The sequence below is a fragment of the Acinetobacter sp. YH12151 genome (assembly GCF_013418355.1).
GTDB lineage: Bacteria > Pseudomonadota > Gammaproteobacteria > Pseudomonadales > Moraxellaceae > Acinetobacter > Acinetobacter pseudolwoffii.
Genome location: NZ_VPCG01000016.1, coordinates 24,212 through 41,507 on the forward strand (window position 1 = coordinate 24,212; position 17,296 = coordinate 41,507).

The window sequence follows — 17,296 nt, forward strand, 5'->3', positions numbered from 1 at the left end:
GGACTTAAAATACCGCATTCTGAATTTTTAGATTTGCCAAAGTTATGTCGAACGATCAATTAGACCAGCAAGTCGTGGAGCTGGACAATTTAAGCGAGCACCGTGAAATCGTGACGTTTATGCGCCGCTCAATGCCGCTGAACACCTCTCAACGTACTGCGCTTGAACAATATGGTCACTTAATTTTGGAATATCCGGTGGGCGATTTACGTCAACACTTTGAACATCCGGAGCGTCCTTTAACGGTAGAAATCGGTTTTGGTATGGGTCGTTCTCTGGTGCTGATGGCCAAGGCCAATCCCGAGCGTAATTTTGTCGGGATTGAAGTTCATGTACCAGGCATTGCGCAGTGTGTCTATGAAGCAGGTATGGCCGGCGTAACCAACTTACGCGTACTGGATGCCGATGCGATTCAAGTGCTGCGTGAAATGCCGGACAATAGTATCAATACGGTTCAGCTTTACTTCCCTGATCCATGGCAGAAAAAACGTCATTTTAAACGCCGTTTTGTTTCACATGAACGTATGCCACTGGTTGAGCAAAAGCTGGAGCTGGGCGGCACCTTCCATGCTGCAACAGATTGGGAACCATATGCAGAATGGATGCTTGAAGTTTTGGAAGAACGTCCACGTCTGGAAAACCTCGCAGGTAAAGGCAACAGCTACCCTCGTCCGGAATGGCGTCCACAAACCAAGTTTGAACGTCGCGGCATTGAAGCCGGTCACAAGATTAATGATTTTATCTTCAAGAAAATTTCTTAATCCAAGATTCAAAAAAGCGCTGATTAATCAGCGCTTTTTTATGGGAAAAATTTGGCTTTGAACCCTGCTCCGCAGATAAATCATCAGATTCTTCATTCCTAATGACGCCTGAGTATCTGCTGGCTCAACAGCTGATAGATATTTTGCAAATCTTCTCGTTGCATATTGGCCAACATCTGCTGATGCATATTCAAGATATTCTGATCACCACGCATCGCTGGACCAGTCTGCATTTGTTTAGGATCATTCTGAGTGGCTTTACTGGCGGTTTCCAGCATCAAGGGATACAGCAAACTGAAATCGACCTGCTCAGCATCTACAATCTGCTTCGCCATATCATAACAATAATTACTGAAATTACAGGCAAATACTGCGGCCAGATGCAAACTTAAGCGTTGTTCAGAGCTATAGTGATAGACTCTATTGCTTAGGCTATTTGCTAGATCATGCAGTTTTTCTTGATCTTCAGCATTATCCGCTTCAATAAATAAAGGCGTATTTGACCAGTCGATGTCACGCTCCAGACTAAAAGTCTGTAAAGGATAAAATACGCCTGAACGTGGGTGAACATCCTGCAAAACGTTTAAGTGGGTACTGCCAGAAGTATGTACGATCAACACATCAGGAAGATAGGCATGTACCTGCTCGATGACAGATCGAATGGATTGGTCACTGACAGCAATGATTAAAAGATCAATTTCGGAATGCAGTAATTCAGGAGCGTTGATTGCCTGAGCCTTAAATTTAGATGCCAGCTGTTCTGCCTTGGCAAAACTACGGCTATAGATTTGTACAAGCTCATGCTGTCCATTTAAGCCTTGGGCAAGATGAAAGGCAACTCGACCTGCCCCAATAATACTAATCCGCATTTACTGATCTTCCAGAATAATTGCGCACAGCATGCCAATAAAAAAAGGACGAAGCAATTCGTCCTTTTTATGTGAATCAGATTTTAAAATTTACGTAGCGTTAAAATCTGCTCACTGCGGCCAAATGGCCCATGAAGATCATGTAAAATTCCACTGGTTAAACCAATGCCATCTTCACCATATTGCTGTAGCACTTCTAGTCCTAGCCATGTGCCTTTAGGTAAACGATGCAAATGAATCTGCAAATCCAGATTTGGGAAACCCCATCCCGCATTTGGATCCTGACGCGGCACCACACCGTTGGCTGTATCCACCATTCCCATCAAGCGGCTAAAGTCGCTGGTCGTCTGACCTTCTACCATTTCCAGGGCATTGGATAACCAGACAATACCTTTGCCCGCACGATGATCGACATGGGCACGGGTATTAATACTTTGAATATAACCACCTGGCCAGCAACGCATCCCTTCCCACATCGGCAGGTCTTCAGGGTGCTGAACCGGAAAATCTTCCAGACCAGCGATCGCACGGGTATCCGAAGTCATCATTTTCCAGGCACGTGCCACAATACAGGTTTTCCCGTTGGCACACATTTCTGCTTCAATAAGCTCGATGGTTTTACCCGGACGAATCATGCGCGTAGTAATGGAAAATTCACCAAAAGCAATCAGTCCAAAGATATCCAGACTCACCCGGCCAATGCGCATCTCTGCACGTGGCTGAAACTGTTCCAGTTCTGCACAAATAATGCCAGTCGCGGGCGCCATATGCTGCTCATGCGGATTCCATGCACCTTGCGCATGAATATTAGATTCATAATAAGCAGTGCTGCTGCCATCGGCATGCTGTTCGCGGTTGATGAAACGATAGTAGGCTGACATTGTTTTTACACTTCCTTGAATCTTATATTTAAATTTCTAGTTAACTGTTTCAGTTAGCTATGCTTATTTCTGTATAAAAAAACCATAATAATTCATGATTTGACAGTAAATTTTGCTATGTTTAAATCCGACTTTGGTTAAAAGCGCTGCTAAATCTTGGGCAGAGATTAAATGAAAATCCTGCTGTAACCGTTCAAGCATTTTTTCGCTTTGTTGAATACTGAGTCCTGTCTGCTGTGCCATTTTTTGCAAGATTTTTAATTCAGTTTTATTTTCAGGTTGCATCAAGTCATAGGTTAACAGGATTCCATCGGTCTTAAGACTATCGGATATATCCTGAAAAAATTCAGTTTTATTTTCTGATGGAATAAAATGTGCCACCAAAATTGCTAGAGCCGCATCGAACTGATTATCTTGATTTAAGCTTTGTGTATCTGTCTGAATAAAACGAATCCGCTGCGATCCCAGGTCTAACCCAATATTTTTCTGCGCCTGTTCCAGCATAGTCGCCGATGGATCAATTGCAGTAAATGTCCAGTTTGGGTGGCGTTGCAACAGATAAGATAGCTCATAGCCTGTCCCGCAACCAACCACCAATATATGGGCAATTTCGGGTAAATGAGTGGTTAGGATGGCATCAATTTGCTGATGTACCAGTTCATAGCCGGGAATCAATTTACGGATGTGCTCATCATAATTAGCGACGACGAGTTCACTATGGAAGTTTTTTGCCATATTTTCACTTTACCTCACACCATTCAACAGACTAAAGAGCATTAGGTTTATCAGTTATTACAATATTGATAAAGATTCCATCTAAAGGTTTTAAATTTTCGACCATTATCCTAAATCTAATCACATGACAGGCGACATGAATGTCGCCATTTTGCTGAAGGGACATGGATGTCCCTTCAGCAAAATAAAGGGCTTTTGTTTACTTTTAGCCCATCGAAAGTCAAAGCATGGCCTACACGTTAAAATTAAAATCTTTCTTTCTAAGTGAGGCTGTGCAGATCTTTCGCTTTTTCTTAATAGTTTCTCTTCAACTTTTTTTAATGATAAAAAAAGTTGAAGAATTCACCAATCTCAAAAACTAAACAATACTTAAGCTATTTCCTTTAAGTTCAACTCTTCACGCATAAATTCACGTAATTTAAACTTCTGCGCCTTACCGGAAGCTGTCATCGGGAACTCATGGAAGAAACGCACATAGCGCGGCACTTTATTGTGTGAGATATGCTCGGCACAATACTGGCGAATAGTTTCTTCAGTACACGGATCGTTTTCATGCAAAATGATGCAGGCACAGAGTTCTTCACCATACTTATGATCTGGCACACCAATCACCTGAACATCTGAAACCGCAGGATGGGTATAAAGGAAGTCTTCAATTTCTTTGGGGAACAGGTTTTCACCGCCACGAATGACGACATCCTTGATTCGCCCCTTGATTTTGACAAAGCCTTCATCATCCATTTCAGCAATATCACCCGTATGCATCCAGCGCGCATTATCAATTACTTCTGCAGTTTTATCCTGATCTTCCCAATAACCGAGCATCACCGAATAACCACGCACACAGAGTTCACCGAGTTGTCCGCGCGGCACCACCTTGCCATCTTCATCGACAATTTTCACTTCCAGATGCGGATGTACCCGGCCGACTGTCGTAACACGCTGTTCAATGGAGTCTGCGGTAGAGCTTTGCGCACTGACCGGTGCGGTTTCAGTCATGCCATAGCAAATGGTGATATCTGACATATGCATCCGCTCAATCACACGCTGCATGATTTCCTGTGGACATGGACTGCCGGCCATAATGCCGGTACGTAAACTGCTCAGATCAAATTCATCAAACTGTTCATGCTCAAGAATGGCAATAAACATGGTCGGCACCCCATAAGCCGCCGTACATTTTTCTTGTTGAATGGCTTTGAGGGTTTCCAGAGGATTGAAAACGGCAGATGGATAAATCATGGCTGAACCATGGGTAATACAGGCCAGATTTCCCATCACCATACCAAAGCAGTGGAACAGTGGTACCGAAATACAAACCCGATCTTCTGGACTTAAATGAATGGCTTCACCGACAAAATAGCCATTATTTAAAATATTGTTATGGGTCAACATAGTACCTTTCGGATTCCCCGTTGTACCCGAGGTGAACTGAATATTGATGGTTTCATCAAACTGCAATTCACTCGAAATTTGCTGCAATTTTTCTAAGGCGTTTGCGCTTGGTTCCACCAATAAGTCCTGAAAACGATGTAGACCCGGATGTTCCTGTTCATCAATTTTAATCACATGCTTCAAATGCGGCAGACGCTCTGCATTGAGTAATTTACTTTCAGTCTGTGTTAGCTCAGGAGCAATTTTAGTCAGAATTTCCTGATAGTCAGTGGTTTTAAACTGCGCTGCAATCACCAGTCCCTTACAGGAGACCTTGTTTAAGACATATTCCAGTTCATTACTTTTATAAGCTGGATTCAAGTTCACCAGAATAATTCCCGCCTTAAATGCAGCAAACTGGGTAATGGTCCATTCCACACAGTTCGGCGACCAGATGGCCAGACGGTCACCTTTTTTCAGGCCCAGTTTTTGCAAACTACAGGCAAAAGCATTCACTTGCTGCTGCAACTGCTGATAGCTCAGACGCACATTCTGGTGCAAGCTGACGATTGCATCAGAATGTGCATACTGTTCGCATGCCTGATCAAATTTTTCGCCAATCGTCATGCCCAATAAGGGTTGGCTGCTTGTTCCGTAGGCATAGCTTAACCGTACTTGTGTCATTGAATCGATCTCCTTGATTCTTTGTAATTCTGATTTTCAACTCTATTAATTGTTTTTTGACCACGACAACCCTGTCTTCCTGCCTGTTTTTTTGTGTTTTATGCTCCTGCTACTCCCTCCTGTCGACGTACTGCGTTGACACAAAAATCGGCAATCTGTTTGACAAAGTGATCCTTATAATTTTGATCAAACCTGATATTCCGAGATGGATTCAAAGGTTCAATTACCACAAAGGTCATGGAACCAACCACACCCAGCGCTGCGGTATTTAAATCTTCAAATTCAAACTCGCCATTGACTTTTCCTTCAGCCAAAATTTCCTTAATGCTTTGCTTGATTAGCTGTTTACTGTGAAAACGCTCATGTTCCATTTCCGGATCGACCGGTTCGAACATCAGCGAATACGCCAACTGTGGGCTGTTCATGGCTCGCTTCACAAAAGTTGTAACAGATTTTTGCAATTTCTGTTTTGGCGATAAATCCGAGGCAGCAATGTGATTTAAAATCTCAATCTCAAGCCGAATTGCTTCTGACAAAACCTGAATCAAAATCTGATTCTTGTTTTCGAAATATCGATATACCAAGCCTGTAGAAACGCCTGCACGTTCTGCAATCGCCTGAATCGACGCCTCTTTAAAGCCCCCTTGAGTAATCAGCTCACGAGCAGATTGCAAGATCGCCAAGCGATTTTGCTCCATTCGTTCCTGCATCAATGATGATCTTTTATAACTCATAAAATTAATCTCAACAAGATAAAATGAATTGTAAATCATTTTGTGAATATTGATTCACTTTTTTAAATTTTCGATGTATGTTGAATAACAAGCACAACAAAAATGCTTTTTTGGATACAACAAATAGAACCACAGGATGGATGAACAATGAATTTACAAAGCTTGGATTTCGGTTTGGACGAAACACTTATTGCACTTCGTGATTCAGTGGCTGCATTTTGCGCCAAGGAAATTGCTCCAATTGCTCAACAAGTGGACCGTGACAATGAATTCCCTGCTCACCTTTGGAAAAAATTTGGCGAGATGGGCCTGCTTGGTCTGACGGTCAGTGAGGAATATGGCGGTTCAAATTTCGGTTATCTGGCGCACATCATTGCCATGCAGGAAATTTCCCGTGCTTCAGCATCGATTGGTTTGTCCTATGGCGCACATTCTAACCTATGTGTAAACCAGATTAAGCGTAATGGCAGCGAAGAACAAAAGCAGCGCTATCTGCCCAAACTGGTATCTGGTGATTATGTCGGTGCCTTGGCCATGTCCGAACCCAATGCCGGATCCGATGTGGTCAGCATGAAACTCAAAGCTGAAGACAAAGGTGATCATTACCTGCTGAATGGTTCGAAAATGTGGATCACCAATGGCGGCGATGCCGATGTACTGGTGGTCTACGCAAAAACCGATTTACAAGCCGGGGCCAAAGGCATGACCGCTTTTCTGGTTGAAAAAAATATGCCGGGGTTTAGTCACGGTACGCACCTAGACAAACTCGGCATGCGTGGCTCAAACACTTATCCACTATTTTTTGACAATGTCGCAGTGCCAAAAGAAAACGTGCTCGGCGGTGTCGGCAATGGCACCAAAGTGCTGATGAGCGGTCTGGACTATGAACGTGCTGTTTTAAGTGCAGGCCCACTGGGTATTATGGATGCCTGTATGGATACCGTGATTCCGTATATTCATGACCGTAAACAGTTTGGTCAGGCGCTGGGTGAATTCCAGTTGATGCAGGGCAAAATTGCTGACATGTATTCCACCTGGCTGGCCTGTAAAGCCCTGGTCTATGCAGTTGGCGCAGAATGTGACAAGGCAGAGCATAGCCGTAGCCTGCGTAAAGATGCCGCCAGTGCGATTTTATATGCAGCTGAAAAAGCCACCTGGATGGCGGGCGAAACCATTCAAACCTTGGGTGGCAACGGTTATATCAACGAGTTTGCTGCGGGACGTCTATGGCGCGATGCCAAACTGTATGAAATTGGCGCAGGCACCTCAGAAATTCGCCGCATGCTGATTGGCCGCGAACTGTTTAATGAAACTGCCTAAAAAATAAATCACAAGAATAGACAAGGATGTTCGGCATGAATCAATTAAAGAGCAAAATTAATATTCGCAGCGACGAATTTAAAAACAACCAGACGGCGATGCAAAATCTGGTCGAAGACCTGAAACAGAAAGTCCAAAAAATTGCCTTGGGTGGGGGTGAAACTGCCCGTCAAAAACATTTGGATCGCGGTAAATTATTGGCCAGAGAACGTATTGATCATCTGATTGATCCTGGCACGGCATTTATTGAAATTGGACAACTGGCTGCCTATCAGGTCTATCAGGACGATGTGCCTGCTGCGGGCGTGGTCGCTGGCGTTGGTCAGGTCAATGGCGTAACCTGCATGATCATTGCCAATGATGCGACTGTTAAAGGTGGCACTTATTATCCATTGACCGTGAAAAAACATTTACGTGCTCAGGAAATTGCCGAGCAGAATCATTTGACCTGTATTTATCTGGTCGATTCTGGCGGTGCCTATTTGCCGCTACAAGATGAAGTCTTCCCGGATCGTGATCACTTCGGACGTATTTTCTATAATCAGGCGCGTATGTCGAGCCAAGGCATTGCCCAGATTGCCGTGGTAATGGGCAGTTGTACGGCGGGTGGTGCCTATGTGCCTGCCATGTCGGATGAAACTATTATTGTGCGCAATCAGGGAACCATTTTCCTCGGTGGCCCGCCACTGGTCAAAGCAGCAACCGGTGAAGTGGTTTCCAGTGAAGACCTTGGTGGTGGTGATGTGCATACCCGCCTCTCCGGTGTAGCCGATCATCTGGCTGAAAATGACCAGCATGCCCTGGAAATTGCCCGTAATATTGTGGCCAATTTAAATAAAAAACCAAATCCGTTGCCTGAGCAGGTGGAAGCACCTTTGTTTGATGCTTCAGAGTTGTACGGTATCGTGCCAACAGATTCGCGTAAACCTTTTGATGTCCGTGAAGTGATTGCCCGGATTGTCGATGGTTCGCGTTTTGATGAATTTAAGGCTCGATTTGGTACCACTCTGATTACCGGATTTGCCAGCCTATACGGTATGCCAGTCGGGATTATTGCCAATAACGGCATTCTGTTTTCCGAATCTGCACAAAAAGGTGCGCATTTTATTGAACTTTGCTGTCAGCGCAATATTCCGCTGCTGTTTATTCAGAATATCACTGGCTTTATGGTCGGTCGCCAGTATGAAAATGAAGGCATTGCCAAAAATGGCGCCAAACTGGTGATGGCTGTGGCCAATGCCAATGTGCCTAAACTGACCATGGTGATTGGCGGCTCATTTGGTGCCGGCAACTATGGTATGTGTGGCCGCGCGTATTCACCACGCTTTATGTGGACTTGGCCAAACTCACGTATTTCAGTGATGGGCGGTGAACAGGCCTCCAGCGTATTGTCGACCTTAAAACGTGATCAGATTGAAGCCAAAGGCGCTAACTGGTCTGCGGAAGAAGAAGACCAGTTTAAACAGCCAATTCGTGATCAGTACGAACGCCAAGGTCATCCTTATTATGCCTCTGCACGTTTATGGGATGACGGTGTCATTGACCCTGCCCAGTCTCGTGAAGTGTTAGGTCTTAGTTTAGCTGCGGCACTGAATGCGCCAATCCAGCCGACCAAGTTTGGCGTGTTCCGCATGTAAGAGGTGAAAAAAATGACATATCAATTTTTACAGCTCGAACAGCAAAATCAAGTGGCAACGGTTTGGATTAATCGCGCTGAACTGCACAATGCCTTTAATACTCAGGTCATTGAAGAATTGTATCGCTGCTTCCAGTCTTTAAATAGCCGTGATGATGTGCGTGTGGTGATTCTGGCAGGGCGCGGCAAGAGCTTTTCGGCTGGTGCCGATTTGAACTGGATGAAACAGGCCGGTCAGGCTTCTCAAGCAGACAACGAAGCAGATGCATTAAAACTGGCGAAAATGCTGCAAAGCCTAGCGACTTTAAAGCAGCCAACCATCGCCCGGGTGCATGGCATTGCTTTTGGCGGTGGTATGGGTCTGGCATCAGCTTGTGATATTTGCGTGGCCAGCACCGATGCCAAGTTTGCCACCTCTGAAGTACGCCTAGGTCTGGCACCTTCGACCATCAGCCCGTATGTGATTCGTGCGATTGGTGCGCGTCAGGCTTCACGTTATTTCCTGACCGCCGAGCGAATTTCTGCGGAACAGGCCAAAACCATTGGACTGGCGCATGAAGTCACTCCACCGGAACAGCTCGACAGCAAAATTGATGAAATTGTGGAAGCCCTGTTACTCGGTGGCCCTGCTGCACAAAATTCCTCAAAACAACTGATTCAACTGGTCGACCAACAGGTTTTGACCGAAGATTTACTTCTTAAAACAGCACAGCATATTGCCCATATTCGCCAGGGAGATGAGGCGAAAAATGGACTGAATGCATTTTTAAACAAACAAAGCCCGGCCTGGATCAAGACCACGGCATAACAACAAGAAGGATGCTACGATGTTTGAAAAGATTTTAATTGCCAACCGTGGTGAAATTGCCTGCCGTGTGATTCGTACAGCAAAAAAACTCGGTATTGCCACCGTTGCCGTATACTCCGATGCCGATGCACAGGCACAGCATGTCAAACTGGCGGATGAAGCGATCTATATTGGTGAATCGCCAGCAGCACAAAGCTATTTACAGATCGAACGTATTATTCAGGCGGCCAAAAACACCGGTGCACAAGCAATTCACCCAGGTTATGGCTTTTTGTCGGAAAATGACCAGTTTGCCCTGGCCTGTCAGGACAATAATATTGTCTTTATTGGCCCGCCTGTCGATGCCATTTTGGCGATGGGTCTCAAAGCCACCTCTAAAGCGTTGATGGAAAAAGCTGGTGTGCCTTTAACCCCGGGCTATCACGGTAGCAATCAGGATGCCGACTTCCTGAAACAGCAGGCTGACAGCATCGGCTATCCGGTGCTAATCAAAGCCAGTGCTGGCGGTGGCGGTAAAGGCATGCGTCTGGTCGAGCGCAGTGAAGATTTTCTGAGTTCGCTGGCTTCATGTAAAAGCGAAGCGCGTTCCAGTTTTGGCAATGAAGATGTGCTAATTGAACGCTATGTGATTCAGCCACGTCATATTGAAGTACAGGTTTTTGGCGATACCCACGGCAATTATGTGCATTTATTTGAACGTGATTGCTCGGTACAACGTCGTCATCAAAAAGTCCTTGAAGAAGCGCCTGCACCAAAAATGCCAGAAGACAAACTTGAAGCGATGCGCCAGGCCGCGATTGATGCCGCACGTGCGGTCGATTATGTCGGTGCCGGTACGGTAGAGTTTATCGTCGAGCAAGATGGTACTGCCTATTTCATGGAAATGAATACCCGTTTGCAGGTTGAGCACCCGGTCACTGAAATGATTACAGGTCAGGATCTGGTGGAATGGCAACTGCGCGTAGCTTTTGGTGAGCCTTTACCCAAACAGCAGCATGAATTACAGATCCACGGGCATGCACTGGAAGCACGTGTCTATGCCGAAGAACCAGAGAAAGGCTTTATTCCTGCGATTGGCCAGATCAGCTATTTACACTATCCAGAGCAAAATGACTGTGTACGTGTGGATAGTGGCATTGTCGAAGGTGATGAAATCAGCACCTATTATGATCCGATGATTGCCAAACTGATTGTCTGGGGCAAAAACCGCGAAGCTGCTTTAACGCAAATGCATCATGCCCTGGGCCATTTCCATGTGGATGGTTTGGGCAATAATATTGCATTCCTCGACCGTTTGGTGCTGTGTGATTCGTTTAAAAATGCCCATCTGGATACCGGCCTGATTCAACGTGAAGAAGAGTTCTTATTAAAACCTTCGACTGAGATCAATGCTGAACTGATCGTTAGTGCTGCATTCATCGAATTATTATCACGCCAAGCTCAAAACCCGGTTGCGAATAACTCAGTCTGGCAACAACACGCTTTCTGGCGCCTGAATCAGCAAAATGCATATACAGTGCAATTACAACGCAATGGCATTATGCTTAAAGTTCAGTTCAGTACGCAAGAGCAAGGTTTTATCGCCACTTATAATGGTCAGCAGATTCAGCTACAAGGTCAGTTGATTGATGCACATACTTTAGCTTTGCAACTGGCAGGCAAACAGCAAAAACTGGCCTTTAGCCAGACTGAACATGGCATTACCCTGTTCCAGAATGGTCAGACACATAAATTCGAGTCTATCCAGCCGGATTATGATCAGCATGATGATCAAGGGACAGAAAACAACCTCACTGCACCAATGCCAGGTGTGATCACGCAAGTACTGGTCGCTGCCAATGACAAGGTCAAAAAAGACGATGTCTTGATGACGCTGGAAGCGATGAAAATTGAATACTCGATTCGTGCACCACATGACGGCATCATCGCCAGTTCATATTTCCAGAAAGGTGATCAGGTCAAAGCCGGTGATGAACTGCTTGAGTTCCAGCCACTGACGGAGGATGTTGCATGACCGAATTTGTCAAAATTGTAGAAGTCGGGCCACGCGATGGCCTGCAAAATGAAAAAACGCCATTAACGCTGGATGATCGGAAAAATCTGATTCTGGATCTGATGAAAACCGGTTTACAGGCGATTGAAGTCGGTTCCTGTGTTTCAGCCAAATGGGTGCCACAAATGGCAGACAGCGATCAGCTGTTTGCCGGCTTGCCCAAAGACCCAAATATTCAGTTCAGTTTACTCACGCCAAACCTGAAGGGCTTTGAAGCAGCACTGGCGGTGGGTTGCAAGGAAGTTGCGGTCTTTACCGCAGCGTCCGAAAGCTTTACCCGCAAAAATATCAATTGCTCGATTGATGAAAGCTTGGAGAAGTTTGCCGATGTGATGGCGGCCGCCAAAGCCAATGATATTCGGGTACGCGGTTATGTGTCCTGTATGGTGGACTGCCCTTATGAAGGTGCGATTGATCCGAAACAGGTGGTCAAAGTCACCCAACGTTTGCTGGATATGGGCTGCTATGAAGTGTCGTTGGGTGAAACCATTGGTACAGCCACACCGGATCGGGTGCAAAAAGTCTGGGATGCTTGCCTGGCTCAGATCGATACCAAGGTTTTGGCAGGTCATTTCCATAATACCTATGGCATGGCCATCGCCAATATTTACCAGTCGCTGTTACAAGGCATCCGGGTATTTGATTCATCCATTGCCGGTCTGGGTGGCTGTCCTTATGCCAAGGGTGCTTCAGGCAATGTTTCAACTGAAGACCTGTATTACCTGCTCTCGAATATGGGCTTTGAAACCGGTATTCAACTGGATGCCCTGATGCAGGCCAGCCGTAATATCAGTGAGGTGTTGCAGCGCAATAATCCCTCCAATTATGCCAATGCCTATTGGCAAAAAGCCTGTGCCTAACAATAGCAATACCCGGACACGATACAAGTCCTCAAGGATATACATCAGTAGTTTCCTGACCAAAAAGGAATCTGCAAGACAAGAATAAATCGAGGTAAAAAATGTCAAATAAAGTTTATGACAGTGCAGAGGCCGCTTTAGACGGCGTGGTTCAGAATGGACATACACTGGCAGTCGGAGGTTTTGGTTTATGCGGTATTCCGGAAGCATTGATTGCCGCATTGAAACAGACTGGTGCCAAAAATCTGACCTGTATTTCCAACAATGCCGGAGTCGATGGTTTTGGTTTGGGCGTTTTACTGGAAACCAAACAGATTCAAAAAATGATTTCATCTTATGTTGGTGAGAATAAAGAATTCGAACGTCAATACCTGAGTGGCGAACTGGAAGTCGAACTGACCCCACAAGGCACCTTGGCGGAGAAATTACGTGCTGGCGGTGCCGGTATTCCGGCTTTTTATACCGCCACCGGTGTCGGAACCGTGATTGCTGAAGGCAAGGATGTACGTGAGTTTAATGGCAAGTCTTATATTCTGGAAGAATCCTTGACTGCCGATATCGCCTTGGTCAAAGCCTATAAGGCCGATAAAGCAGGTAATCTGATTTTCCGTAAAACTGCACAAAACTTTAATCCGGTCTGCGCTATGGCTGGCAAAATCACCGTGGCTGAAGTAGAAGAAATTGTCGAAATTGGTGCGCTGGATCCCGATGACATTCATCTGCCCGGTATTTATGTGAATCGAATTGTCTTAAATACCCAACCGGAAAAACGTATTGAACAGATGACCTTAAAGGCGGAGGCTTGATCATGGCTTGGACACGTAATCAAATGGCGCAGCGCGCTGCACAAGAGCTGGAAGATGGTTTCTACGTTAACCTGGGGATTGGTTTACCAACGCTGGTTGCTAACTACATTCCAGAAAATATCAACGTCTGGCTGCAATCGGAAAATGGCTTGCTCGGTATTGGCGAATTTCCAACGGCTGAAACCGTCGATGCCGACCTGATTAATGCTGGTAAACAGACCGTGACTGCCCGTAAGGGCGCTTCTTTCTTTTCCAGTGCCGATTCCTTTGCCATGATCCGTGGCGGTCATGTCAATATCGCCATTTTAGGTGCCATGGAAGTGTCCGAAACTGGCGATCTGGCCAACTGGATGATTCCGGGCAAAAAAGTCAAAGGTATGGGCGGTGCCATGGATCTGGTCGCAGGGGTACAAAAAGTCGTGGTGTTGATGGAACACTGCGCCAAAGATGGCACGCCTAAAGTTGTTGCGCAATGTAGTCTGCCCCTTACCGGACAGGCTGTGGTCAACCGGATCATTACCGATTTAGGTGTGCTGGATGTCACTCCAGATGGTATTCAACTTGTTGAGCTGGCACCAGAGGTCAGTTTTGAGGAGATTCAGAAAGTCACGGGTGTGGCTTTACAAAAAATAGCAGCTTGATTTTCCCGACCCTTAAAATGAAAAATTTTAAGGGTTTCTTTTCGACCAAAGAAAACTCTAATTTTAAAAATGAATGCAGAATAAATGGATTTTAATCATGCAAACAGAACAAAATATCTTACAACGCTTCGCCCTGCGCGTCAGTGACTGGTCAGAAAAATGGTTTCCTGATTCTTATATTTTTGCCCTGCTCGGTGTCATCATTGTCGCAATTGCCGCTATCGGAATTGGCGCGCCGGCACAGGACGTTGCCATTTCCTTTGGTGACGGGTTCTGGAGCCTGATTCCCTTTACCTTGCAGATGTGCATGCTGATCGTGGTCGGTTATGTGGTTTCGGTTTCAAAACCAATGCAGCTTCTGATCCGAAAAATGGCACGTCTGCCCCATTCAGGGCGCGGTGCGATTGTATTGGTCGCGACAGTCAGCCTGCTCATTTCCCTGATTAACTGGGCCATGAGCACAGTTCTAACTGCATTACTCGTGATTGCACTGGCACAACGTAAAGAACTTAATATGGATTACCGCGCTGCAGCCGCAGCAGCGATTATCGGGATGGGAGCCACCTGGGCACTCGGCATCAGTTCCTCTGCTGCACAATTACAGGCCAATAAAAGCAGCCTGCCTGAACCGATTTACAATCTGACCGGTGTCATTCCATTTACCGAAACGATTTTCCTGCCGCAATCCATGATCATGACGGCGGTTCTAATCATTGCCTCGATTGCCATTGCCTACTGGTCAGCGCCGAAAGGCAGTCATATTAAAACCATTGAACATTTTCCGGTTCAGATTGAAGAAGGAAAACCGGAAGAATCTTCATCAAAACGTCCGGGCGACTGGCTGGAAAACTCACCTATTTTAAGTATTCTGATTGTAGTGCTAGGTGCTGTATGGATGTTTAACGAATTTTCCGAAAGCAATCCTATTCTGGCCATCTCCAGTTTAAATACCTATAACTTTATCTTCCTGATTTTGGGTGTCGCACTACATGGTACGCCACGGAATTTCCTCAATGCCGTTTCCAAGGCTGTGCCAGCAATTTCAGGTGTGCTGATCCAGTTTCCTTTATATGGCAGCATTGCCTTTATGATGACCAATGCGCTGAATTCTGCGGATCTGTCCCTATCACACTATATTGCCGAATTTTTCGTTTCGATTGCTTCACAGGAAACCTTTGCTATCGTGATGGGTCTCTATTCGGCAATCCTGGGTTTCTTCATTCCTTCCGGTGGAGGTAAATGGATTATTGAAGCCCCTTATGTAATGCAGGCTGCGCATGATCTGAAAGTGCATCTGGGCTGGTCAGTGCAGATTTATAATGCTGCCGAAGCCTTGCCTAATCTGATCAATCCTTTCTTTATGTTGCCGATGCTGGGCATCCTGAAGTTAAAGGCCAAAGATGTGATCGGTTTTACCGTGACCCAACTGGTTTTTCATATCCCGCTGGTGCTGTTTTTACTCTGGTTCCTCGGCCGAACTTTGACCTATAGTCCACCGGTCTTTTCTTAATTTAAGCCATATAAAAAGGACGAATCATTCGTCCTTTTTCATCTGGAAAATTATTTCAGCTGGCTTTCTTTTCTACAACACCCTCGCTATCCACTGCACGTATAGTACCTGTTTCAGTATTAACCACTTCAAAAGCTACGCGGCGGTTCTGAAACTGTCCGGCAGGTGTCGCATTCGGTTCAACAGGCTGGCCCTCTCCCACGCCTACAGCTTGCAATTGCGCAGGATCAACCCCCTTTTCAATCAGATAACCCACAATTGCTTGCGCGCGTTGCACAGACAGCACTTTATTCTCGGCCTCACTTCCTTGCGCATCGGTATGTCCTTTGACCTTGAGAATAACATGCGGTGCGCGCTGCAATAATGCGGCAGCCTGATCCAGTACCGATTTATTCACTTCCGGTACGGCAGTCGATGCAGTATCAAAATTAATAATCTGCAAATTCAGTGCAGTCGCAACATCTAAGGCCTGAACATGATCAGTTTCGATACTCGCCAATGCTTGTTCTGCATCGCTATTGGCAGCCTGAATCGCCTCACTCCTATTGACCGGCTGTTGAGTCACAACAGTGACATTTTTGGCCAGATTACGAATTTGTGTTGCCAGACGTTCTGCTTCTGCATTACTCGCTGCACGTATAGCAACCTGATTACCAATCCAGTCTAGTGAGACATTTGGCATGCCTTGAATCAGTTTCAAAACGGAAGGAATGCTATCCTGATCAATAAATTCCGAATGATAAACCTCACTGCTGAGCGCGCCACAACCAATATTATAATTAAAGATCTGTTTAATCTCGGTTTGCAAAATTTGCATATACTGGGGATTATTCAGCTGTAACTGACAACTGATAATTTCACCATTAGTGCCGGTACTCAACTGTAAAGAAGCGGGTTGGACTGCGGCAATTTCACGGGTCGTTTGGGGGTTTGCCGAATCCTCAGCATCATCCTGCATACAGCTACGAACAAAAAACAGGATTAAAGCTGCCAGAATCAGAAAAATAATAAACGGCCATAAAAAACCGGTTTTTTTCTGCTGCTGTACCACAACAGCATGTTCTGGTTCTAGTTCAGGCGCCTGATTCAAATGCTGCCCCGCCAATGGAGAAACACCTAATGCCGCTAAAATCGATCCGGCCCAAACAGGTAATGCACGCTGGATCGAGTCGGCGTGGGTTTCCAGCAAATGACTAATCGCTTCTGGACTTGAAGCACCGGCTTCGGTCTGTAAAAAATTGAGGGTCGGTACAATGGCCCGATTCAGGGTCTGCTCTATTTGATCTTGTGGCGCGCTCTGATCAAGTTGATCCAGAAACTGCTGCTTGAGTGCCGAATTTCCATTAAACAGTTCATGGATTTTTGGATTGAGTTGCTGGCTTAAACTTTCAATCCATGCAGGACGTGCACGCAATATACTTAAGAATATGGGATAGAACTGACTCAGTGCCTGATCTTTGGCAAATAGATGTTCGGTTTCACCTTGTAGCACAATCGCTGTAACATCGCTTTTTAAGCGTTCCATCAGATCTACATTCATATTGTCACCATTCTTTTGATTTTTCTAATGTTTAATATTCAATCAGTGTAACGATGCCAGTTTTTTGAAAATGTAAATAATTGT

Annotated in this window: 15 protein-coding genes; 9 read left to right on the plus strand and 6 right to left on the minus strand. The window is 45.5% G+C overall.

The window, feature by feature from the left end; translation table 11 throughout:
• The first annotated feature begins 44 nt into the window (after positions 1-44).
• Positions 45-761, plus strand: a complete 717-nt coding sequence (trmB, locus tag FTU82_RS07855; RefSeq protein ID WP_180101218.1) for a tRNA (guanosine(46)-N7)-methyltransferase TrmB — start codon at positions 45-47, stop codon at positions 759-761.
• A gap of 98 nt (positions 762-859) precedes the next feature.
• Here trmB and FTU82_RS07860 read toward each other — a convergent pair whose 3' ends face one another.
• The 5 genes from FTU82_RS07860 to FTU82_RS07880 all read right to left on the minus strand — a co-directional run bounded on the left by FTU82_RS07860 (position 860) and on the right by FTU82_RS07880 (position 6,038).
• On the minus strand, positions 860-1,630 hold the full coding sequence (locus tag FTU82_RS07860; protein ID WP_180101219.1) for a Rossmann-like and DUF2520 domain-containing protein: 771 nt from the start codon (positions 1,628-1,630) through the stop codon (positions 860-862).
• An 83-nt stretch (positions 1,631-1,713) separates the two neighbouring features.
• The gene (locus FTU82_RS07865) at positions 1,714-2,511 is read right to left on the minus strand and encodes a thioesterase family protein (RefSeq protein WP_180101220.1); all 798 of its coding nucleotides are present in this window, start codon (positions 2,509-2,511) and stop codon (positions 1,714-1,716) included.
• Positions 2,512-2,574: 63 nt separating this feature from the next.
• The gene (locus FTU82_RS07870) at positions 2,575-3,246 is read right to left on the minus strand and encodes a class I SAM-dependent methyltransferase (protein ID WP_100329794.1); all 672 of its coding nucleotides are present in this window, start codon (positions 3,244-3,246) and stop codon (positions 2,575-2,577) included.
• Positions 3,247-3,615: 369 nt separating this feature from the next.
• Complete coding sequence (locus tag FTU82_RS07875; RefSeq protein WP_005171582.1) at positions 3,616-5,304, minus strand: AMP-binding protein; 1,689 nt, start codon at positions 5,302-5,304, stop codon at positions 3,616-3,618.
• 98 nt (positions 5,305-5,402) lie between these two features.
• Complete coding sequence (locus FTU82_RS07880; RefSeq protein ID WP_035337915.1) at positions 5,403-6,038, minus strand: TetR/AcrR family transcriptional regulator; 636 nt, start codon at positions 6,036-6,038, stop codon at positions 5,403-5,405.
• 147 nt (positions 6,039-6,185) lie between these two features.
• Between FTU82_RS07880 and FTU82_RS07885 the strand changes: the two genes are divergently transcribed.
• The 8 genes from FTU82_RS07885 (at position 6,186) to FTU82_RS07920 (ending at position 15,672) form a co-directional block, all read left to right on the plus strand.
• On the plus strand, positions 6,186-7,358 hold the full coding sequence (locus FTU82_RS07885; protein ID WP_005096545.1) for an isovaleryl-CoA dehydrogenase: 1,173 nt from the start codon (positions 6,186-6,188) through the stop codon (positions 7,356-7,358).
• 35 nt (positions 7,359-7,393) lie between these two features.
• Complete coding sequence (locus tag FTU82_RS07890; RefSeq protein ID WP_100355089.1) at positions 7,394-8,995, plus strand: carboxyl transferase domain-containing protein; 1,602 nt, start codon at positions 7,394-7,396, stop codon at positions 8,993-8,995.
• 12 nt (positions 8,996-9,007) lie between these two features.
• Entirely contained in the window at positions 9,008-9,802 is a 795-nt protein-coding gene (locus FTU82_RS07895) for an enoyl-CoA hydratase/isomerase family protein (RefSeq protein WP_074382975.1), read from the plus strand.
• Between the two features lie 19 nt (positions 9,803-9,821).
• On the plus strand, positions 9,822-11,816 hold the full coding sequence (locus tag FTU82_RS07900; protein ID WP_005096540.1) for an acetyl/propionyl/methylcrotonyl-CoA carboxylase subunit alpha: 1,995 nt from the start codon (positions 9,822-9,824) through the stop codon (positions 11,814-11,816).
• Positions 11,813-12,715: a hydroxymethylglutaryl-CoA lyase gene (locus tag FTU82_RS07905; protein ID WP_005171595.1), complete on the plus strand. Its 903-nt coding sequence runs from the start codon at positions 11,813-11,815 to the stop codon at positions 12,713-12,715. The genes FTU82_RS07900 and FTU82_RS07905 overlap by 4 nt, the downstream gene beginning before the upstream one ends.
• Before the next feature lie 101 nt (positions 12,716-12,816).
• Positions 12,817-13,521, plus strand: a complete 705-nt coding sequence (locus FTU82_RS07910; RefSeq protein ID WP_074382978.1) for a CoA transferase subunit A — start codon at positions 12,817-12,819, stop codon at positions 13,519-13,521.
• Positions 13,522-13,523: 2 nt separating this feature from the next.
• Complete coding sequence (locus FTU82_RS07915; protein ID WP_100358076.1) at positions 13,524-14,162, plus strand: CoA transferase subunit B; 639 nt, start codon at positions 13,524-13,526, stop codon at positions 14,160-14,162.
• Positions 14,163-14,259: 97 nt separating this feature from the next.
• Positions 14,260-15,672 (plus strand): short-chain fatty acid transporter, encoded by a 1,413-nt coding sequence (locus tag FTU82_RS07920; RefSeq protein ID WP_005171604.1) that lies wholly within the window; start codon positions 14,260-14,262, stop codon positions 15,670-15,672.
• Between the two features lie 55 nt (positions 15,673-15,727).
• Here FTU82_RS07920 and FTU82_RS07925 read toward each other — a convergent pair whose 3' ends face one another.
• A complete protein-coding gene (locus tag FTU82_RS07925) occupies positions 15,728-17,212 on the minus strand; it encodes an OmpA family protein (protein WP_180000805.1) in 1,485 nt (494 codons plus the stop codon).
• Positions 17,213-17,296 lie beyond the last annotated feature (84 nt).

Excerpts from the sequence above, each read along its gene's own strand:
- FTU82_RS07865 (WP_180101220.1), bottom strand. The coding sequence starts at position 2,511 with ATGTCAGCCTACTATCGTTTCATCAACCGCGAACAGCATGCCGATGGC.
- FTU82_RS07875 (WP_005171582.1), bottom strand. The coding sequence starts at position 5,304 with ATGACACAAGTACGGTTAAGCTATGCCTACGGAACAAGCAGCCAACCC.
- FTU82_RS07900 (WP_005096540.1), top strand. The coding sequence starts at position 9,822 with ATGTTTGAAAAGATTTTAATTGCCAACCGTGGTGAAATTGCCTGCCGT.
- FTU82_RS07880 (WP_035337915.1), bottom strand. The coding sequence starts at position 6,038 with ATGAGTTATAAAAGATCATCATTGATGCAGGAACGAATGGAGCAAAAT.
- FTU82_RS07860 (WP_180101219.1), bottom strand. The coding sequence starts at position 1,630 with ATGCGGATTAGTATTATTGGGGCAGGTCGAGTTGCCTTTCATCTTGCC.
- FTU82_RS07890 (WP_100355089.1), top strand. The coding sequence starts at position 7,394 with ATGAATCAATTAAAGAGCAAAATTAATATTCGCAGCGACGAATTTAAA.
- trmB (WP_180101218.1), top strand. The coding sequence starts at position 45 with ATGTCGAACGATCAATTAGACCAGCAAGTCGTGGAGCTGGACAATTTA.
- FTU82_RS07920 (WP_005171604.1), top strand. The coding sequence starts at position 14,260 with ATGCAAACAGAACAAAATATCTTACAACGCTTCGCCCTGCGCGTCAGT.
- FTU82_RS07905 (WP_005171595.1), top strand. The coding sequence starts at position 11,813 with ATGACCGAATTTGTCAAAATTGTAGAAGTCGGGCCACGCGATGGCCTG.
- FTU82_RS07915 (WP_100358076.1), top strand. The coding sequence starts at position 13,524 with ATGGCTTGGACACGTAATCAAATGGCGCAGCGCGCTGCACAAGAGCTG.
- FTU82_RS07885 (WP_005096545.1), top strand. The coding sequence starts at position 6,186 with ATGAATTTACAAAGCTTGGATTTCGGTTTGGACGAAACACTTATTGCA.
- FTU82_RS07870 (WP_100329794.1), bottom strand. The coding sequence starts at position 3,246 with ATGGCAAAAAACTTCCATAGTGAACTCGTCGTCGCTAATTATGATGAG.
- FTU82_RS07910 (WP_074382978.1), top strand. The coding sequence starts at position 12,817 with ATGTCAAATAAAGTTTATGACAGTGCAGAGGCCGCTTTAGACGGCGTG.
- FTU82_RS07925 (WP_180000805.1), bottom strand. The coding sequence starts at position 17,212 with ATGAATGTAGATCTGATGGAACGCTTAAAAAGCGATGTTACAGCGATT.
- FTU82_RS07895 (WP_074382975.1), top strand. The coding sequence starts at position 9,008 with ATGACATATCAATTTTTACAGCTCGAACAGCAAAATCAAGTGGCAACG.